Source organism: Aliikangiella sp. G2MR2-5 (genome assembly GCF_015687155.1).
Taxonomy (GTDB): Bacteria; Pseudomonadota; Gammaproteobacteria; order Enterobacterales; family Kangiellaceae; genus Aliikangiella.
On record NZ_JADPQF010000004.1, the window covers coordinates 332,115 to 350,072 of the forward strand.

At 44.2% G+C, this 17,958-nt stretch carries 12 protein-coding genes; 8 read left to right on the forward strand and 4 right to left on the reverse strand.

The window, feature by feature from the left end:
* Position 1: 1 nt before the first annotated feature.
* From IYN84_RS14485 to dapB, 3 genes are read left to right on the forward strand one after another with little or no spacing between them, the layout of a single operon-like run.
* Entirely contained in the window at positions 2-1,867 is a 1,866-nt protein-coding gene (locus IYN84_RS14485; protein ID WP_196139956.1) for a 2-oxoacid:acceptor oxidoreductase subunit alpha, read from the forward strand.
* On the forward strand, positions 1,864-2,916 hold the full coding sequence (locus tag IYN84_RS14490; RefSeq protein WP_196139957.1) for a 2-oxoacid:ferredoxin oxidoreductase subunit beta: 1,053 nt from the start codon (positions 1,864-1,866) through the stop codon (positions 2,914-2,916). Before IYN84_RS14485 ends, IYN84_RS14490 begins: the two co-directional genes overlap by 4 nt.
* A 32-nt stretch (positions 2,917-2,948) precedes the next feature.
* On the forward strand, positions 2,949-3,740 hold the full coding sequence (gene dapB / locus IYN84_RS14495; RefSeq protein ID WP_196139958.1) for a 4-hydroxy-tetrahydrodipicolinate reductase: 792 nt from the start codon (positions 2,949-2,951) through the stop codon (positions 3,738-3,740).
* Between the two features lie 82 nt (positions 3,741-3,822).
* Here the strand turns inward: dapB and IYN84_RS14500 are convergent, their stop codons facing one another.
* A complete protein-coding gene (locus tag IYN84_RS14500) occupies positions 3,823-4,341 on the reverse strand; it encodes a DoxX family protein (RefSeq protein ID WP_196139959.1) in 519 nt (172 codons plus the stop codon).
* 67 nt (positions 4,342-4,408) lie between these two features.
* The gene (locus tag IYN84_RS14505; RefSeq protein ID WP_210330514.1) at positions 4,409-5,170 is read right to left on the reverse strand and encodes a hypothetical protein; all 762 of its coding nucleotides are present in this window, start codon (positions 5,168-5,170) and stop codon (positions 4,409-4,411) included.
* A gap of 99 nt (positions 5,171-5,269) precedes the next feature.
* Here IYN84_RS14505 and rpe point away from each other — a divergent pair, with 99 nt between their 5' ends.
* The 5 genes from rpe to IYN84_RS14530 all read left to right on the forward strand — a co-directional run bounded on the left by rpe (position 5,270) and on the right by IYN84_RS14530 (position 12,376).
* The gene (gene rpe / locus IYN84_RS14510; protein ID WP_196139961.1) at positions 5,270-5,944 is read left to right on the forward strand and encodes a ribulose-phosphate 3-epimerase; all 675 of its coding nucleotides are present in this window, start codon (positions 5,270-5,272) and stop codon (positions 5,942-5,944) included.
* Between the two features lie 69 nt (positions 5,945-6,013).
* Positions 6,014-6,622 (forward strand): aminodeoxychorismate/anthranilate synthase component II, encoded by a 609-nt coding sequence (locus IYN84_RS14515; RefSeq protein ID WP_246722936.1) that lies wholly within the window; start codon positions 6,014-6,016, stop codon positions 6,620-6,622.
* A 159-nt stretch (positions 6,623-6,781) separates the two neighbouring features.
* Positions 6,782-11,419, forward strand: coding sequence for a carboxypeptidase regulatory-like domain-containing protein (locus IYN84_RS14520; protein WP_196139962.1), 4,638 nt, complete (start codon positions 6,782-6,784; stop codon positions 11,417-11,419).
* A gap of 49 nt (positions 11,420-11,468) precedes the next feature.
* Complete coding sequence (locus IYN84_RS14525; RefSeq protein ID WP_196139963.1) at positions 11,469-12,056, forward strand: hypothetical protein; 588 nt, start codon at positions 11,469-11,471, stop codon at positions 12,054-12,056.
* A 32-nt stretch (positions 12,057-12,088) separates the two neighbouring features.
* Positions 12,089-12,376, forward strand: a complete 288-nt coding sequence (locus IYN84_RS14530; protein ID WP_196139964.1) for a hypothetical protein — start codon at positions 12,089-12,091, stop codon at positions 12,374-12,376.
* A 490-nt stretch (positions 12,377-12,866) separates the two neighbouring features.
* On the opposite strand, the gene IYN84_RS14535 is transcribed toward IYN84_RS14530, so the two are convergent.
* Together IYN84_RS14535 and IYN84_RS14540 are read right to left on the reverse strand one after the other, a co-directional pair.
* Complete coding sequence (locus IYN84_RS14535) at positions 12,867-13,412, reverse strand: hypothetical protein (protein WP_196139965.1); 546 nt, start codon at positions 13,410-13,412, stop codon at positions 12,867-12,869.
* A 78-nt stretch (positions 13,413-13,490) separates the two neighbouring features.
* Positions 13,491-17,906: a two-component regulator propeller domain-containing protein gene (locus IYN84_RS14540; RefSeq protein ID WP_196139966.1), complete on the reverse strand. Its 4,416-nt coding sequence runs from the start codon at positions 17,904-17,906 to the stop codon at positions 13,491-13,493.
* Positions 17,907-17,958: the final 52 nt, after the last annotated feature.

The window sequence follows — 17,958 nt, forward strand, 5'->3', positions numbered from 1 at the left end:
AATGGCAACACCAAGAATTGAAGCCGTTAATGATTTTGTCATTCGCTTTGCCAATGTTAACGGGACTGGGTCTGCCAGTGCCAACAACATGTTCTCCAAAGCGGTATTTCGTATGGGCGTTCCGGTTAGCCCAAAAAACATTTTTCCATCGAACATTCAGGGTCTTCCAACCTGGTTTGAAGTTCGCGTAACCGAAAAAGGCTACATGGGTAGTCGTGGTGATGTTGACTTTGTAGTAGCCATCAATGGCCAAACCATGAAGCAAGACTACGAGACTTTAATGCCTGGTGGTTATTTCATGTATGACTCCACCAAAGCATTGCCTCGAGAATTCAAGCGAGACGATGTGATTGAAATTGGCATTCCGTTGACGCAAATGTGTATCGATAACTACACCAACCCGCGACAACGCCAACTGTTTAAAAACATCATCTACGTGGGTGCTTTGGCCTATCTATTTGATATGGAATTTGAAGTTTTGACGGGAATGGTTAAGGACCAGTTTGCCAAGAAAGAAAAGCTGATCGCGCCAAATATCGGTGCATTGGAACTTGGTTTTAACTATGCCAAAGAACATTTCGAAGGTGTGTGTGGTTTAAGTGTTTCTCGCCGCGACAACGTTGGCGATTCCATTATGATTGATGGAAACAGCGCGACTGGTCTTGGTGCAGTATATGGCGGTGCGACTTTCGCAGGCTGGTATCCAATTACACCATCGACTTCGGTTGTTGAAGCCTATGAGAAGTACGCTAACAAATTCCGTAAAGATGAAAATGGTAAAAACAAGTTTGCTATTTTGCAGGCGGAAGATGAACTGTCAGCTATGGGTATGGCTATTGGCGGTAACTGGAATGGCGCTCGCTCTTTTACCGCCACTTCGGGTCCGGGCCTATCTCTTATGAGCGAATTTATCGGTCTGGCCTATTTTGCCGAGATCCCGGTTGTTCTTATTGACGTTCAGCGTAGCGGACCAAGTACCGGTATGCCGACTCGTACTCAGCAATCGGATGTTATTTCTGCGGCTTATGCATCACACGGTGACACCAAACACGTTCTTTTGATCCCGTGCGATCCGGCGGAATGTTTTGAAATGACCGCTACTGCCTTTGACGTTGCCGATCGTCTGCAAACACCGGTAATTGTTCTTTCTGACCTGGATCTAGGTATGAATGATCACGTCAGCCGTCCATTTAAGTGGGACGATGACCGTAAATATGACCGCGGAAAGGTTCTAACTGCCGAAGACCTGGATAATATGCAGGAACGCTGGGGACGTTATAAAGACGTTGATGGCGACGGCATCGGCTACCGTACCTATCCTGGTACTCACCCGACTAAAGGTTCTTACTTTACTCGTGGTTCTTCGCATGACGAATATGCTGCTTACACTGAAGACAGCAGTGTCTACGAAGCGAATATGGAGCGTCTGGTGAAGAAGTGGGATACCGCGAAAGAAGTCGCGCCTCGTCCACAAATCAAATACCGTGACAAAGATTCCAAAGTCGCTGCTATCTTTTACGGTACCAGCGCGCAAGCCAGTTATGAAGCTTTAGACGGTCTGGAAGAAGAAGGCACTAAAATTAATACCTGTCGTATTAAGTCCTTCCCGTTCCACCCGGATATCGGCAAATTTATCGAAGAGCACGATACCATTTTTGTTATCGAGCAAAATCGTGACGCACAAATGCGCACCTTGTTAATCAACGAGTTTAACACCGGAACTGAGCGTTTGCGTTCAATCTTGAATATCGACGGTATGCCTATCCGTGCACGTCGCATTAAACGAAAAATTGAAAGAATGTTAAACGGTGAAGCTGTATCACCATTTACCACTGTGAATTCTTCCGGCGAAGGGGTTGAAGCATGAGTTATTTAAAGTCTACTTTCCGCCATCCTGAATCACCGAAAAATGATCTCGGTTATACCCAGGCTAATTATGAAGGCGCTTTATCGACCCTTTGCGCAGGTTGTGGTCACGACTCTATCAGCAACTCGATCATCAAAGCATGCTTCGAGTTATCTTTAGAGCCACACAGAATTGCTAAAATGTCTGGTATCGGCTGTTCGTCAAAAACACCGGCCTACTTCCTGTCAAATTCGCACGGTTTTAACTCGGTTCACGGTCGTATGCCGTCAGTAACCACTGGTGCTAATATGGCTAACCGTGATCTCACCTATATCGGCGTCTCTGGTGACGGTGACACCGCTTCGATAGGTATGGGACAATTCATGCATCTGGTTCGACGTAACCTGAATATGGTTTATATCGTCATGAACAACGGTGTTTACGGTCTGACTAAAGGTCAGGACTCGGCGACTGCTGATGTGGGTAGTGCCAGTAAGAAGGGCGTACCTAACATGTACGAGCCTATGGACCTTTGTGAACTGGCTATTTCTCTGGGATCTGGTTACGTTGCTCGTAGCTTCTCTGGTGATAAAGAACAATTGGTTCCTTTGATCAAAGGCGCTATCAAGCATAATGGCTTTGCCTTAATCGATGTGGTCTCTCCTTGTGTCACTTTCAACAATACACCTAACTCAACCAAGAGCTATGAGTGGGTACGTGACCACAAAGAAGCGACCGGCACTTTTGATTTGGTTCCGCATGAGCAAGAGATCACTGTTCAGGCACCGAAAGATAAAACTGAATCCATTACTTTACATGATGGTTCGGTGATCAATCTTCAGCGTCAACCGGGTTCTCTGGATGTTCGCTGTCGCGAGTCTGTGTTACAAGCGTTAGAAGAAGCCAAACAGAACAAGCAGGTTTTAACCGGCCTTTTGCATTTAAATACTGACTCAAGCAATACGCATGAAATCATCAATACCTGTGATGCACCGCTAAATACTCTTGGGGAAAAAGAGCTTTGTCCGGGTAGCGCTGTGCTTGAGGCTATTAACGAGTCGCTTCGTTAATCTGTTTGCAAAGCTTTTATAAGTAAAACACCATGACCATTAAAATTGCTGTTAATGCTGCCTCTGGAAAAATGGGGCAGCAGGTAATCCATCAGGTTGCTGCCAATAATCAGACTGAGCTAACTGCTGCATTTTGTCGCGTCGGGCATCGTTTGCTTGGGCGAAAGGTTGGTTTTCAGGATATTGTTTACTCCAGTGATTTCGACAGTGGGCTTAGCGGAAGCGAAGTCGTTATTGACTTTAGCTTACCTGAAGCGACTTTTCCTTTGTTGGATGCCGCGGTCAAGAATAATACGCCTTTGTTGATTGGTACCACGGGGTTTAATTCTGAGCAGACTGAAAAAATACAGAATGCAGCTAAAAGTATTCCGATTTTATTAGCGCCGAATACCAGTATAGGGGTTAACTCTGCACTGGCATTGTTGACACAAGCGGCCAAAATGCTGGGTAAGAAAGCGGATATCGAAATTATTGAAGCTCATCATAAGCATAAAGTAGATGCGCCTTCGGGCACGGCTATTCGGATGGGACAAGCTATCGCAGAAGCGATGGGCGAAGATTTTGATCATCTTAAAGTCACTGATTCCCGTTTCCAGAAATGTTCACGCAATAAAGGCGAGATCGGCATGTCTGTAATTCGCGCCGGTGAAATTATTGGAGAGCATAAGGTTTTATTTGCCCTTGATAATGAAATTATTTCTATCGAACACAAAGCTCAGAACCGTTTGTGTTTTGCTGAAGGTGCGGTAAGTGCTGCAGCCTGGTTAGCCAGTCAGCAGCCCGGATTTTATACCATGCAGGATTTCATTAGTTCGAGTCATTAGTGTGCAAATGTTTTTCTAAATAAAAAAGCGGGTTTTATCCCGCTTTTTTGTTCTGGCTACCAAACCGGTTAACTGATTCGGGTTAATTTAGTGTCGAGGCTTTCTTGGAAATAAATTTGGCAAGCCAGTAGTCGGCAGAAATTTTATCCGGGCTTCTAAGCAGCAGCGGCAGTAGCATTATTAAAAACAGTAATGGCAGTTTGTAATTTCCGTAGCCATCATTTGAAATGGCGTAGCCTTTCCACAGCTCAGACAAGCTATTCCATTCTTGCGGCCAATGGACACCGAGTGTAGCCACAACTGTAAGTATCATCAGCGATAATGCCCAGAAGCGGGTAAATAACCCCAGAATAAGTCCGAAGGCGCCGAGTATTTCAAACCAGGTCGCCATAAACCAGCTAATCTCGACCGGGATTATATTAAATGGGAAAGGGAAATTATTCTGAATATGGCTAAACCAGTTTTCTCCATTGAGTTTACTAAATCCGGCTTCGCCAAATTCCCAGGCGAGAATCAGGCGAATCGGCAGAGTCGCCATCCATAAGCCGATTTTGTTTAGATTGATAGTGATTTTATTCCAGTACTCCAAAGCTTTTTGCATTTTTAAACCTTTTATTAATCTGTGCTAACTCTAAGATGAATTAACAGGAGAAATGTTTCAGCAAGGGCTAATTTTTTTTGCCGTACCAACGGCTTATTGCCAGTTTATCAAGGATCGATAGTCTGGTTGTTGCTTTTATCAGGACTTTTTGACCTTCTTCCAGGGTAATACTCTGTGGATAATTCATGATAGACAGCTTGTCATAAGCCGTGAAATGACTATTCGATGAGTCAAGCTTTGTATTGATTTCGTTACATCTGACGGCCGCTTCTTCTTTGTTAAAGGCGTTATTTTGCAGTCGAGGAATACAGCGTTCTATATGTTCTTCTATCGCCTTTTCTCCGTAAGGCCAGCGAGGGTTACGGTACTCGTGTTCCAGCCCCAGCGCGTGGCCAAATTCATGCAGGATGTAGCGCTGCGCCAGGCTACTTTCCAGATCATAGTGGTTTAATTCTGCCAGCTGCATGGTGGCATCAAGTGATTGATAATCACCGTGTGCGCCAAGTCGAGAGCCTGATTGATTAAAAAAACTTATACGGATGTGAGTAAGGGCGGGGGCTTCTTTTGGACTTTCGAAAAAGCGAAATACCAGACTCGATTCAACCAGCCATAACGGGGCGACTGCTCTTACCCGGTCCATCTGTTCCGGGCTACCATCCAGGAATAATACATTAATAATGCTACCTGGCGGCCACATCCTATCTTTTGCCAGTGTCGCAGCATTGCTGGGAGACGACAAGAGCAGGAAGCCTAGCTGCAGTATTAGCAAGACTGATGATAAAAACTGTCTTTTCATTTTGATAAGAAAATTCACGTTAGTGGCCAACATTCTATCATCAGCTGTCTTCTTTGGTAGAAAATTCAGTGCAACCTGGCGATCTATCTTATAAAATTGCCCTAATAATCAATTTCTGACTGAGACTATCTCATGCTACAACCTATAATTGCCCCCTCCATACTTTCCGCTGACTTTGCACGACTCGGCGAAGAAGTAAAAAATGTGATTGATGCCGGGGCTGACTGGGTTCACTTTGATGTAATGGATAATCATTACGTTCCTAATCTGACAATTGGACCTATGGTTTGCAAGGCGTTGCGTGACTACGGTATACAAGCGCCAATTGATGTCCATTTGATGGTAAAGCCGGTTGACAGAATTATTCCTGATTTTGCCAAAGCCGGGGCTTCTATTATCACTTTTCATCCGGAAGCGTCCGAGCATGTCGATCGCAGTCTTCAACTTATTCGGGATAATGGGTGTCAGGCTGGACTGGTCCTCAACCCTGCCACACCTGTTCATTGTCTTGAGCATGTTATGGACAAACTTGACGTGATATTACTTATGTCGGTCAACCCGGGATTTGGTGGACAGTCATTTATACCGCAGACGCTCACCAAGCTAACACAGGTCAGGCAGCTGATCGATCAAAGTGGCAGAGATATTCGACTGGAAATAGATGGCGGTGTTAAAGTTGACAACATCGCTGAAATTGCTGGCGCTGGCGCTGACGCTTTTGTGGCCGGCTCTGCTATTTTTAATACTGATGATTATGCGCAAACAATTAGTGCGATGCGCAAGCAAATCGCCGGTTTAAACGGTTAATCTTTTTATATCCTGCGGCCGTGTAAGTCGCAGGTGATCATTTCTCAAAATTATCCGATGAGTAAACCGATGCCAGAATCGCGCATATTAATGCTCGATAATTATGATTCATTTACCTTTAATCTGGTGCACTATCTGGAGCAGCTAGATGTTGAGGTCGTGGTTAAGCGGAATGATCAAACATCGATTGACGAGATCACCGATATTGCGCCGACCCATATTGTGATATCTCCAGGGCCATGTGATCCTGATAAGGCCGGCTTGTCTTTGCAAGTGATTCGGGAATTTAAACAAAAGCTGCCAATATTGGGCGTATGTCTCGGACATCAGGCTATTGGGCAGGTTTTTGGCGCCTGCGTTGGCAAAGCGAGCAACGTGGTGCACGGCAAAACATCGTCCATATTCCATAATGGTATGGGCATTTTTTCTAAGCTGCCTTCGCCTTTTTCGGCAACTCGCTACCATTCGCTGGTTATTCAGGCTGAAAGTCTACCTGATTGCCTTGAGGTTACTGCCTGGACTGAAACAGAAGCGGGAGATCTGGAATACATCATGGGGATACAACACAAACAACTTCCAGTGTTTGGTGTACAGTTTCACCCTGAATCCATCCTTTCCGAGCACGGAATGTTGCTGTTAAGCAGCTTTTTGGCGCAAAAATCTGTAAATAATTCATAACTGCTCCACCGAACAAATGATAGTATCGAGTGTTATCGACGCTGATTTATGCATTTTTAAAATAATAACAAGGTTTGCTTTCAGCGCTATCGAATTACCGGAAAAGAAAAACAATAGTTTGTTTAACTAATTTAATACTGATTGTTAGGGCGGATTCTTATGGGGATTTTTAATCCAAAATCACTAAAACCAGGCGCTCAGCTGCTAATCTTTGTACTTGCTTGTTGTGTTGGTCAATATTCTCTGGCGACCGATAAAAACCAGATAAAGTATGCCAGTAAGCGACTGGCGACAAAGCCGTTGTCGGAAATGGCCAAAGTTGTGCCGGTGTTAAACCCTTCCAAAAAACTGAAAATGACTACTTCGGGTAAACCGGTGCCCGGTGATGGCAACGATTATCAAATTCCCAATAAAACCTTCCCTCTGTTGAAGCTTAAAAAAAGAGGGACTGCCGCTGAACAGAAAGCGCAGGTCAAGCCAGATGCTGTCCGTCAGAGTGCATTTCCGGGAAAACGTATTCCCGATACGACGGTCAGTTTTGACGGTATGCCGAATGTTATGGGAGCGGTGCCACCTGATACCAATGGTGATGTCGGTCCGAATCACTATGTGCAAACCGTTAATACTGCAATTGCGGTTTGGGACAAGCAAGGAAATCAGATACTGGAGCCTACCGCACTTAACTCTCTTTGGACCGGACTTGGTGGTTTATGTGAAAGCACCAACCGTGGTGATCCGATAGTACTCTATGACCAAATGGCTGATCGCTGGTTGGTTAGTCAGTTTGCCTTTAACGATTCAACCACCGACAACCGTCAGTGTATTGCTGTCTCGCAAACCCCTGATCCGACCGGGGCATATTATATTTATGATTTTGCTTATAGTACGACTCACTTTAATGATTATCCTAAATTCGGCGTCTGGGATAATGCTTATTACATGAGTGTTAACCAGTTTGTCGGTGATAATTACGCCGGCGTTGGTGTGGTTGCTTTTGAAAGAAATGCCATGCTTTCTGGCGCCAATGCTCGTCAGGTTAAGATCGATCTGGCAGGTGATTTCCCATCGGTATTTTCTTTGCTGCCCGCTGACCATGATGGAGTATTATTGCCTCCGGCGGATTCTCCGAACTACTTTTTTTCAATCCAGGATGACTGGTTTCACGACGCACCACAGGATGCAATTCAGATATTTCGTTTTGATCTGGACTGGAACCAGCCACAAGCAGCAAGCTTCAGTTTGGCGACAGAAATTCCAGTTGCAGCAATGGACTTAGATATTGAAACTTCAGAAATCTTGCAACCTAATGGCGTTTCACTCGACTCGTTACTTGGCTATGCCATGTACCGACTCGCTTATCGAAACTTTGGTGCAACTGCGTCGCTGGTTGCGACCCATAATGTCGATGCTGATAGTGCGGGACAAGCAGGTATTCGCTGGTACCAGATTGACATTGATAACAGTAATGGTGACATTCGCTTAAACCAACAGGGCACCTTTGCCCCCAATGATGGTGTTGATCGTTGGATGAGCTCTATTGCAATGGATGCGGTCGGTAACATTGCGCTTGGCTATAATGCAACAAGCGATACGATTCACCCATCTGTCTACTATAGCGGCAGACTGGTTGATGACCCTGCGGGAGAAATATCTCAGGGAGAAGGAATAATTGTTGCTGGTAGTGGCTCTCAAGGTGTGGTGAATAGAAGTCGCTGGGCAGACTACTCCTCATTGAGTGTTGATCCGGATGATGATTGTACCTTCTGGTATACCAACGAATATTATGATGTCGATGATGATGATACGCTAAACTGGTCAACCCGTATTGGTAGTTTCAAGTTTGCTGAGTGTGAAGCAATTCCAACAGGACATATTTCCGGTAGGGTTACCGATGCCAGTAGCGGTGAAGCATTGCCCAATATTCGTGTTCAGGCGGGTGGTATCGCTACTCGCACCGATGCGCAGGGCAATTACTCATTACAGCTGCATGTCGGCAGCTATGATTTAAGCTTTGGCGGCTACTGGTATGATAGTGTCCAGGTTAGTGGCATCGAGGTTACCGCTGACTCAACCGTGGTAAGAAATGCCGCCTTATCCAGAGCTCAAACTACCAGTGTCAGTGGTACGGTCAGAGATGGTAGTGGTAAGAACTGGCCTTTATATGCGCGAGTTACCCTGCTGATACCAAACTCTTCAGATATAACCCTGTTTACCGATCCCTTTACCGGTCAGTATGAGACCGAGCTGGTATCTGGTACTGCGGTGCCGGTCAGAATAGAGCCTCTTGTAGTTGGCTATCAGGAAACAGACACTTCGATATTGCCGGTTGATAACAATGGCAGCTTTGCGCATGATTTCTCAGTCTCTATCCTCGACGATGAATGCACTGCACCCGGGTACCTGAGTGAAGGTCTTTTTCAGAGTTTTGAAAAGCCGCTTTGGGAGCTGGGCTGGTTTACCGAAGATATCAACGGGAGCGGTGTTAACTGGGTTACTACTGCCGGAGCACGCGCTAATGTCACCGGTGCTACTGGAGAGGCTGCATTAATTGACAGTGATGCAGCGGGCAGTATCACCCTGGATGCAGCCTTAATTTCGCCACAAATTCTGGTGGGCGATTTACAAAACACTGTGTTGACTTACGTTGCGAATTATCAAACTTACAGTAGCGGCGATAATTTCGATCTGGATATCAGTGTCGATGGTGATCGCTGGCAGAATATTTTGGCCTGGACCGGTAACCACGGAGAATTCTATGGACCTGGCGAAAAAGTTTCGGTAGATCTTTCTCCCTATTTAACTGATGGCACAAGTTTTCAGCTTCGCTGGCATTATTACAATGCCAACAATGAATGGTTTGCTCAAATAGACAATGTTGCACTGGATCACAGCTGTTCGCCAATTTCAGGTGGAAGTCTGGTGGCGGGATATGTTGTTGATGAAAACACCCAACTACCTTTGAGTGAAGCCAAAGTGACCGCTGTTAACCAAGCCTTAAGCTTTATACAGGGCGATGATCCGGGCAGCCTGGGCGCGCTTTACTATGTATTTGTTAATGAAAGTAATCAGGAGATTTCTGCGACAAAAAGTGACTATGGAACGCGAACACTTGAAGTCGCGGTTCAGCCGAATCAACTGATTCGCGAAGATCTGCAAATTCCGGCAGCTCAGATTTCCTTGTCCAGCAACTCGCTTGAGTTGACTGTGCCGCAAGGAGCGGTCCGGGATTTTGACATTACTGTTTTAAATACAGGAAATCATGATGGTCTTTACCGCTTCTTTGAAATCAATGCTGACAAGGCGCAGCGCAAAATCCCGATGCAAGGACGAATTGAAACAGGGATGCGTTATGCAGGACCAAAAGACTATCTTAAACTGAATGCTAAACATATTCGTGATTATCGCCCACCCTATGTGCAACCAATGGCACCGGGGGATGTGATTGAAAGCATTGATATCAGCGCCAGTGGTTTTGCATTTGGGGTCGGCTTTGATCAGGGCAACGACTCTCTCTGGATTGGTAGCCTGTCTACAGGTGGAAACTCCGGCAATAACAAGCTTCAACGTTACCTGCTTGACGGTACACATACTGAAGATACTATCGATATGAAGTCGATACTGGATAACGAGAATGGCTGGTTTGGCGATATGGCCTACAACGCACGTACCGGCACTTTGTGGGTGACTGAGGTCGATAATGAATTTTGTATCCACGAAGTTGATCCGGAGAGCAAAGCGTTAACCGGCAATTCAATATGTCCTCAAGGCCTCGCTTCAAGCCAGCACGGACTGGCATACGATCCGGTGACCGATACCTATTTCTCCGGCAGCTTTAACGGCGGTCTGATATATCGCTTTAAAAGCGACGGTGAAATAGTCAGCGCTATTAATGTTGGATTCGCGGTTGCAGGTCTGGCTTATCATCCAATCAGCAACAAGTTATATGTGAGTGTTAGTGCGGAAGCTCCAGAAAAGGATATCGTTGTACTGGATGCCGATAATTATGATGTACTTGGCGGCTTTGATGTGATGCGTGATACCGATGGTGATGGTGTGCCCGAAGATGTGATGACTGACTGGTATCAGGGCGGTCTGGCACTGTCATGTAATGGTATGTTGTGGGTTGTGGATTACAGTAAAATGGAACTGTATCGGATTGATGTCGAAGAGCAGGACGCCTGTATCTGGGAAGATATTCCATGGCTGAATGGCTATGTTGGTGGTGAAGTTGCTGCTGGACAAAGTGCTGTTGCAACCATTCAGGTAGACACCAGTGAACTCGAAATCGGCTTAACTTATGAAGCAATGCTTCTGGTAGATAGTAGTGATCCTTATGCGCCAATTGAACTGCCTGTTTCCGTTTCGGTGGTTGATGGCGTCAATGGCTCTGTGCAGTTCTTACAGAGTTACCAGGAAGTAGAAGAAGAGCAGGTTATTAATATTTCGGTAGAGAGAATTGATGGTTCTGACGCAAGTGTCAGTGTCGAATACACCATTATTGAAGGAAGCGCGGTTAATGGAACAGATTTTATTGCCGAAAGTGGAACGCTGGAATGGGAAGACCAGGATAGTGATTCGAAATCGATTGAGCTTGACTTAAAGACTGTTCATAGCCACAAGACTTTTTCGATCCAATTATCGAATGTTCAAGGTGGAGTCACTCTCGGTGAAAACTCTACTATTGAAGTGAAAATTCTGGATAAACCAAAAGGTAGTGGTTCTCTCCCCGTTTGGATTTTGGTTATGTTGATGGTTGCTACTTTTGGACTGAGACAAAAGCTAGTTTTAAAAAATTAAGAAAGATATTCGCAAAAAAGATAAAAATAACGACAGGAAAAAATAGCTAATGAAAACTGTATTTCGGCAATGGATATTTTGGGTGTTAACTGGCATTTCTCTGCCTGCATTAGCAGAGCGCCCATCATTTAATTATCTGGAGTTAGGTCCGACAAGTATGGAGCATGAAACTGTCGAAGGTGACTTTAAAGGTTTTGAATTTACCGGTAGCTACGAACTTCCTGATAACTTCTATTTGTTTACAAAGTACGTTAGAACCGATGATCAAGATATCGATATGATCAACAAATATTTGGGGATTGGATATCACTACCATCTGTTCGCAGATACTCGTTTAATCTTACAGCTGGATGCAGCTGAAATTACTTTTGGTCGTCAGGAAGCGGGAGAGTTTGTCGAAAAAGGTTTTCAGTGGAGTGTTGGAATAAAAAGCCAGTTAACCGAATCGCTGGAAGTCGAGTTTGTCGCAAGAGCGCTCGATGCCAATCAGGTGGATTCTGAGTTTGGTTACTATCGTCCAAGTTTTATGGTGTTGGGATTTCATCATAAAATATTTGATGACTTTTCTATTTTTGCTGACTTTGAAAAAGGTTCAGAAAGCGACAGGCAAGTAGTCGGAATTCGTTGGGATTATTAGTTACTAGTAGCAATCTTTCCAAGTGAAGAGATTTGGAGTTTCATATTAGTAGCAGACAAGGTGAATCAGCTCGTTTTTCGAAAATAAAAGAGCGGCAAGCATCACTTCCGAGTAAGCGATGGCATATAGAAGAGGCATCGCCGCTAATTTTGCAAAGATTGAATCTCAACAGAGACGCATTTGTAAGGCAAATTCAAAAAGAAGTCGATTTATCGAGATTATCGATTATCGGCTCGCCGATAAACCTTGTTCATTATATCGAGAACAAGAGAATGAAGTTCCTCCGAGGTAACAGTATTGCTAAGCAGCTTTATGGTTAAAAGTTAGTGATTTCTATAGTAGTACTTTAAATTTGGACAATACGTTGTTAATTCGTGAAGTGAGCATGATTAAATTTCAGTATTTCCGTTCTTTGTAGTTTAAAATCTTTTCTATCAATCTTCTTACTACAGTATTTTCGAATTTCGAAAGAGCTTTAATTAGCTATCAGCTGGTTAGTAATGTCTTTATAAAGTTTATGGCTTGCACTTATTAAAAAAATATAATGGATGTTCCTTAAGAAGCTCTTAAGAAGCTTAAAAAATAAAATGGATGTCCCGTAAGAAGATTTTTCCTTTTTTTGAATCAAAAAAAGATTAATGGTGTAGTTGAGAGATGAGTGGGAAATGAGATATTCCAGATTTTAATAAGGAAAGGAAAAATACTATCCTCATTTTTATTTCTGTTTGAATTAAAAAAAATATAATGGATGTCCCTTAAGAACCCTTAAGAAGAACAAGATAAATTTTACCGCTTGCGCTACTTAAAATTTCACTCGCCAAAACAAATGTCGGCAACATTTTTTAGCTTAACTTTTTCCGGCATGCCACTGCTCGTTTCAATGGCCTCTACACTACAGTCCCGTTTAAAAAGCAGTTGATAGTGCTTGCCACTGGATGGAGTAAAGCTTTGTGACTGGTAATAACAGATACTGGTGTTATCCCTGTCACTGAACTCGGAAAATAGTCCACTTAAGGTAATGGGACTACCGGCTTTTATTTGAATAGGGCGTATCGTTTTGTGAGTTGATACTTCTTCTGAATGAATAAAATTACCAAGATAACTCGGGTGCTTACGAGTGAGTTTTTCTTTCAGCGCACAGGCTTGCGATTGATAGCCTTCAACACGAAAAACGGTTTTCTCGGCATTGGTCACAGGACCTAATAATTCGAGACTCGCTTTTTCAAAATTACCTGGCGCTATACCCGTCGAGGAGTTACCTCCTATTGCTACGGGGGAAACCATTAGATAAAGGGGGAACGATAATAAAAATACAGATTTATAGATTGATCGCTCAAAATTCAATTTACTTTTCATCAGGTGCTCCCGGACATGCCACTACCAGACTAGCAGTTTAATCGAAACTAAATGAACCACAGCTGAATTATCAGGTGATTAGTCAGATTTATTTCCGGCCAGTTGACACACACGGTGAGGATGATTAAATCCTTTGAATTGAACTTCCTCAAGTTCAGTAAATTCAAAGTCGTTTTTACACTGAGCGTAGATTGGATAGCTAACGGTAATTTTTCCTGATGGCGAATAATTCTCAAGTCGTGCAGCCAGATTGACACCACTGCCTACTGCGCGAAATGCCACGATATCTTTTGAGCCAAAGTTTCCGACAGTTGCAAAATCCTGATGGATCCCAATTCGGAGTTTTACATTATGATCGATTCCCTGCTCAAGCCACTCTTCTGACAGCTCATTCATTGCGGCTTGCATTTCCAGTGCAAGAGCGGCTGCAGATTGCGCCTGAGTTGTCTTATCCATGTTATCGAGCGCACCAAATAAAACGACCAGACCATCTCCCAGTATTTCATTTAATATGCCATTCTTATCTTCAATAAGCTGACCCATTTTTCCGAGAAAACCATTCAAAATAGCCGTAATAGATTCTGGTTCGAAGCGATCTGAAATGGCAGTAAAGCCCGCCAGATCGGCAAATACAACTGTGATAAGTCGACGTTGAGCAAGTAAAACATTTTCATCATTGTTGGTGATGATCTGGTTCACCATTTGTTTCGGGAAATATCTTCCGAGTCTCTCGCAGGCCTGCTGCAAAGTTGTTGCATGTTCTTTTTGCTGTTTGGCTTCAACCAGCCCACCCAACAGAGACATTGTATGAATACGACTCAACAGTACTTCTCTTTCAATCGGCTTGGCCACATAGTCGTTAGCGCCTACCTCAAAACCCGCGCTAATATCTCCAGGCTGGTTACGAGCTGATAACAGTAATATTGGAAGTTCTATGGCTGAATATTTCTCGCGTAATTTTTTGCAAACATCATAGCCGGAAAGGCCGGGCATCATGATATCCAGAATAGCAAGATCGAATTTTTCGCTTTCACCAAGTTCAACTGCCTTTAATCCATTTTCAGCACTGGCGACCTGATATCCATTCATATGAAGCAGATCAGAAAGTACCTGCAGGTTTATTGGATCATCATCGGCGATAAGTACCTTACCTTTCTTTTTGCCTTTAAACAGGGATGCGCTGTCTGGCTTGGAAATTTTTCTATCGGAAAGTTTGGTATGTGGCAATTGATTGGGTTTGCTTTCCTTAATACTTTCGATAATTTTTTCTTCATGAATATTTTCAAGCCATACCGGAATATTAAAATAAAACTGTGACCCTTCATTAATTTTAGATGTTGCCCACAAGCGACCTCCATGCTCTTCCACCAGTTGATGGCTAACAGAAAGTCCCAGGCCGGTACCTCTATGGCTAATGGTCTCACTCAGCTCCGCCTGTTCGAAAGGTTCGAAAATCTTTTGTAAATCCTCATCTGCGATCCCCATTCCGGTATCGCTTACGCAAATTTCAACAAAGTTATTTTTACTACTCGCGGTAATTTCAATTCGACCTTTTTTAGTGTATTTAATGGCATTCCCAATTAGATTGTGCAGCACTTGCTGGATTCGATTTTCATCAGCGTAAATTAGTGGCAGGTTACCAGGAACAGCATTGTTAATTTGAAGCTTTTTGTCATCTGCAAGTGTTTGCAACAGGTTGAGAACAACATTCACTATGGAAGAAAGGTCAACTGCTTTGCGCTGTAACACCAGGTTGTGGTGGGAAAGCTTTTTAAAATCGAGAATATCATTAACCAGTTGTGACAAACGCTTCCCGCCGTCGATAATTAGTTGTAAGTGATTTAGTGTCTTTTGGTTTTGAAGGCCTGCGACACCTTCGCGCAGCGACTCTGCGATCCCTATAATTCCGTTTAGCGGTGTTCGCAATTCATGAGATGTGTTCGCAAGAAACTCGTCTTTAAGCTCGTCAACTCTACGCAAATGTTCATTGATGGCCATTTGTTCCTGCAGGCTTTTTTCCTGGCGGTTGAGGAAAAAAGCGATCAGTGAAATTGTCAGCGCAAAATAGATAAATTTAGCCCACCAGGTTTTCCACATAGGAGGGTGAATTGTAAAAGCTAGTCTGACGGTATCATCTACCCAGATACCATCACTGTTGGTTGCTTTTAACTCAAAGATATACTGGTTTGGATCGAGGTTAGTAAAAACCGCGTGATTAATCTCCGTACTTTGAGTCCACTCGTCGTTGTAAGGTAATAGTCGAAATTGAAAACGGTTACGCTTGGGGTGACGAAAGTCCAGTGAAGCAAATTCAATGGTTACATCATTTTCTTTGTAGTTCAGATTGAGCGCCTGATTTTCGTAGGAAACACCCTGCCCAAGGTAAGGAGTGTCCTGAATGTTAAATCCTGTTATCACAACCTGAGGCTTAAAACTGGAAGAGCTGGTTGCGGCTGGGTTGACAATGGTTACTCCATTAACGCTTCCAAAATAGATTTCGTCATTTTGGCTTCGAATAGCTGCGTCACCATTAAATTCGTTGCTGGTGATACCGTCTTCAATGGTAAAGTTTTGAAATACATTCTCGATCGGATCAAACTCTGAAAGTCCTTTATTTGTGCTGAGCCAGAGCTTTCCTGTGGGTGCGCCCACGATACTGTAAACGGTGGTATTTGGCAGGCCGTCTTTTTCCAGAAAGCTTTTAAAGCGATATGTCTGAGCATCAATTTCCTGTTTACTCAGTAAATTGAGTCCATTAAAAGTCCCTATCCATAAATTTCCCTCGCCATCCTGATAGATACTTCTGACGACGTTATCACTTAAAGACTCAGGATCTTCCGGGTTATTTTCGAAGCTGGTGACCGTATTAAATTCCGGATCATATCTCTGGATCCCTTTATTCCAGGTTCCAAACCAGATGATGCCATTCTCATCCTGAAACATGGTTCGAACCAGAGTATTACCCAGTTGGCTTTCTCCTGTCAGGTTATAGTCCTCAATGATTTCTCCACTCTCTGCAGAAATCTTGATTAATCCGTCATCGGTGCCAATCCAGATATTGCCGAAATTGTCGGCTTCAACCATACGAATACGATTGCTGCTGACGACGCCCCGCTGAAAGCCATCGCGCTCAATTAATCGAGTCGTTCCGGTTTCTCGGTTAAATACGGCAACCTGCCCTTGTTGATTACCGAACCAGATACGTCCCTGAAGATCCAGCGCTATCGCTTGAATTCTGTTGCCGACTTTGAACCCGTCAGCGGTTACAAATTTACGGTAATGTTCATAGGTATCCAGCAGGGGATCATAGTTATCGATTCCGTTCAGGGTGGCAAACCAGATATTTCCCTGATTATCTTCTTCCACATCCCATACGAACTGGTGTGATAAGCCTTCAACTTCACCGGGAGAATGAGTCAGACGCGAAAAACGGTTTTCGTAAGACATGGTAAGGTTAATCCCGCCACCCGCGGTTCCCACCCAGATTTGACCGGAACGGTCCTGCATCAAAGTCCAGACATCATTGATAGCAAGACTGTGGCGGTCCGCAGAATTACGCTGGAAGTGCTGAAATATCTTATCGCCTTTGCGGCGGACATTGAGTCCTCCCTCTTCAGTGCCAACCCATAGGTCACCATTTTGTGCACGTAGTATTGCGCGTACATCATTACTACTCAGGCTATTGGGATCCTTTTCATTGTGTTTGTAATGAACAAAGTTCTTGCTATCGGCCTTGCGGTGATAAAGTCCATCGAACCGAGTGCCGACCCAAAGGCTGCCATCGGTGTCCAGATAGAGCTTGTTAATCTGGCTAGGGGCATCCGGGCCGTTCAGGTAGGTAAATATTTGCTGCTCTACATTAAAGTGAGCAACCACTTCTGTTCCGGCAACCCACAGGTTTCCTTTGCCATCGTCTACGATATCGACAATTGGACCATCAGGTAGAGACTGACTATCCAGTGGATTATTAACAAAGTGCGAGAAAGCCTGCTTTTCCGGAAGAAAATGGTCGAGTCCCTGGTTGGTTCCAACCCAGATCCGACCCTGCGAGTCTTCGTGTACAACATGGATCTGAGGGCTGCTCAGGCTATCAAAATCATCCGCTTCAGATGCAAAGCGAGTGAACTTTCCGGTGGCTGGATCAAAACGATTGACGCCATTTTGCGCTGTGCCTACCCAGAGGAAGCCTTGCTGATCCTCAACAATGGAAACGACAATATTGTTTGAAAGTGAGGTGGGATCGGCCGGATCGCTTTTGAAATTGACAAAACGGTAACCGTCAAACCGGGTCAGTCCATCATAAGTACCGATCCAGATAAATCCCTTGCTGTCCTGGAAAATGGCTTTGGCTGTACTTTGCGGCAAGCCTTCTTCGGTACCGACATGCAGAAAGTTAACCGAACTTCTTGTCGCGCACAGGCTAACCGACCACAAACATAGGGTGGCAACAAATAGTAGGCAGGTTAACCTGGCAAAACGAGAGTTGAAGGCCACAAATCCCCTGAGTGTAAATTGCTATAGCGAACTTAAGGTTGATGTTCTTACA

Excerpts from the sequence above, each read along its gene's own strand:
- IYN84_RS14485 (WP_196139956.1), top strand. The coding sequence starts at position 2 with ATGGCAACACCAAGAATTGAAGCCGTTAATGATTTTGTCATTCGCTTT.
- IYN84_RS14490 (WP_196139957.1), top strand. The coding sequence starts at position 1,864 with ATGAGTTATTTAAAGTCTACTTTCCGCCATCCTGAATCACCGAAAAAT.
- dapB (WP_196139958.1), top strand. The coding sequence starts at position 2,949 with ATGACCATTAAAATTGCTGTTAATGCTGCCTCTGGAAAAATGGGGCAG.
- IYN84_RS14500 (WP_196139959.1), bottom strand. The coding sequence starts at position 4,341 with ATGCAAAAAGCTTTGGAGTACTGGAATAAAATCACTATCAATCTAAAC.
- IYN84_RS14505 (WP_210330514.1), bottom strand. The coding sequence starts at position 5,170 with ATGTTGGCCACTAACGTGAATTTTCTTATCAAAATGAAAAGACAGTTT.
- rpe (WP_196139961.1), top strand. The coding sequence starts at position 5,270 with ATGCTACAACCTATAATTGCCCCCTCCATACTTTCCGCTGACTTTGCA.
- IYN84_RS14515 (WP_246722936.1), top strand. The coding sequence starts at position 6,014 with ATGCCAGAATCGCGCATATTAATGCTCGATAATTATGATTCATTTACC.
- IYN84_RS14520 (WP_196139962.1), top strand. The coding sequence starts at position 6,782 with ATGGGGATTTTTAATCCAAAATCACTAAAACCAGGCGCTCAGCTGCTA.
- IYN84_RS14525 (WP_196139963.1), top strand. The coding sequence starts at position 11,469 with ATGAAAACTGTATTTCGGCAATGGATATTTTGGGTGTTAACTGGCATT.
- IYN84_RS14535 (WP_196139965.1), bottom strand. The coding sequence starts at position 13,412 with ATGAAAAGTAAATTGAATTTTGAGCGATCAATCTATAAATCTGTATTT.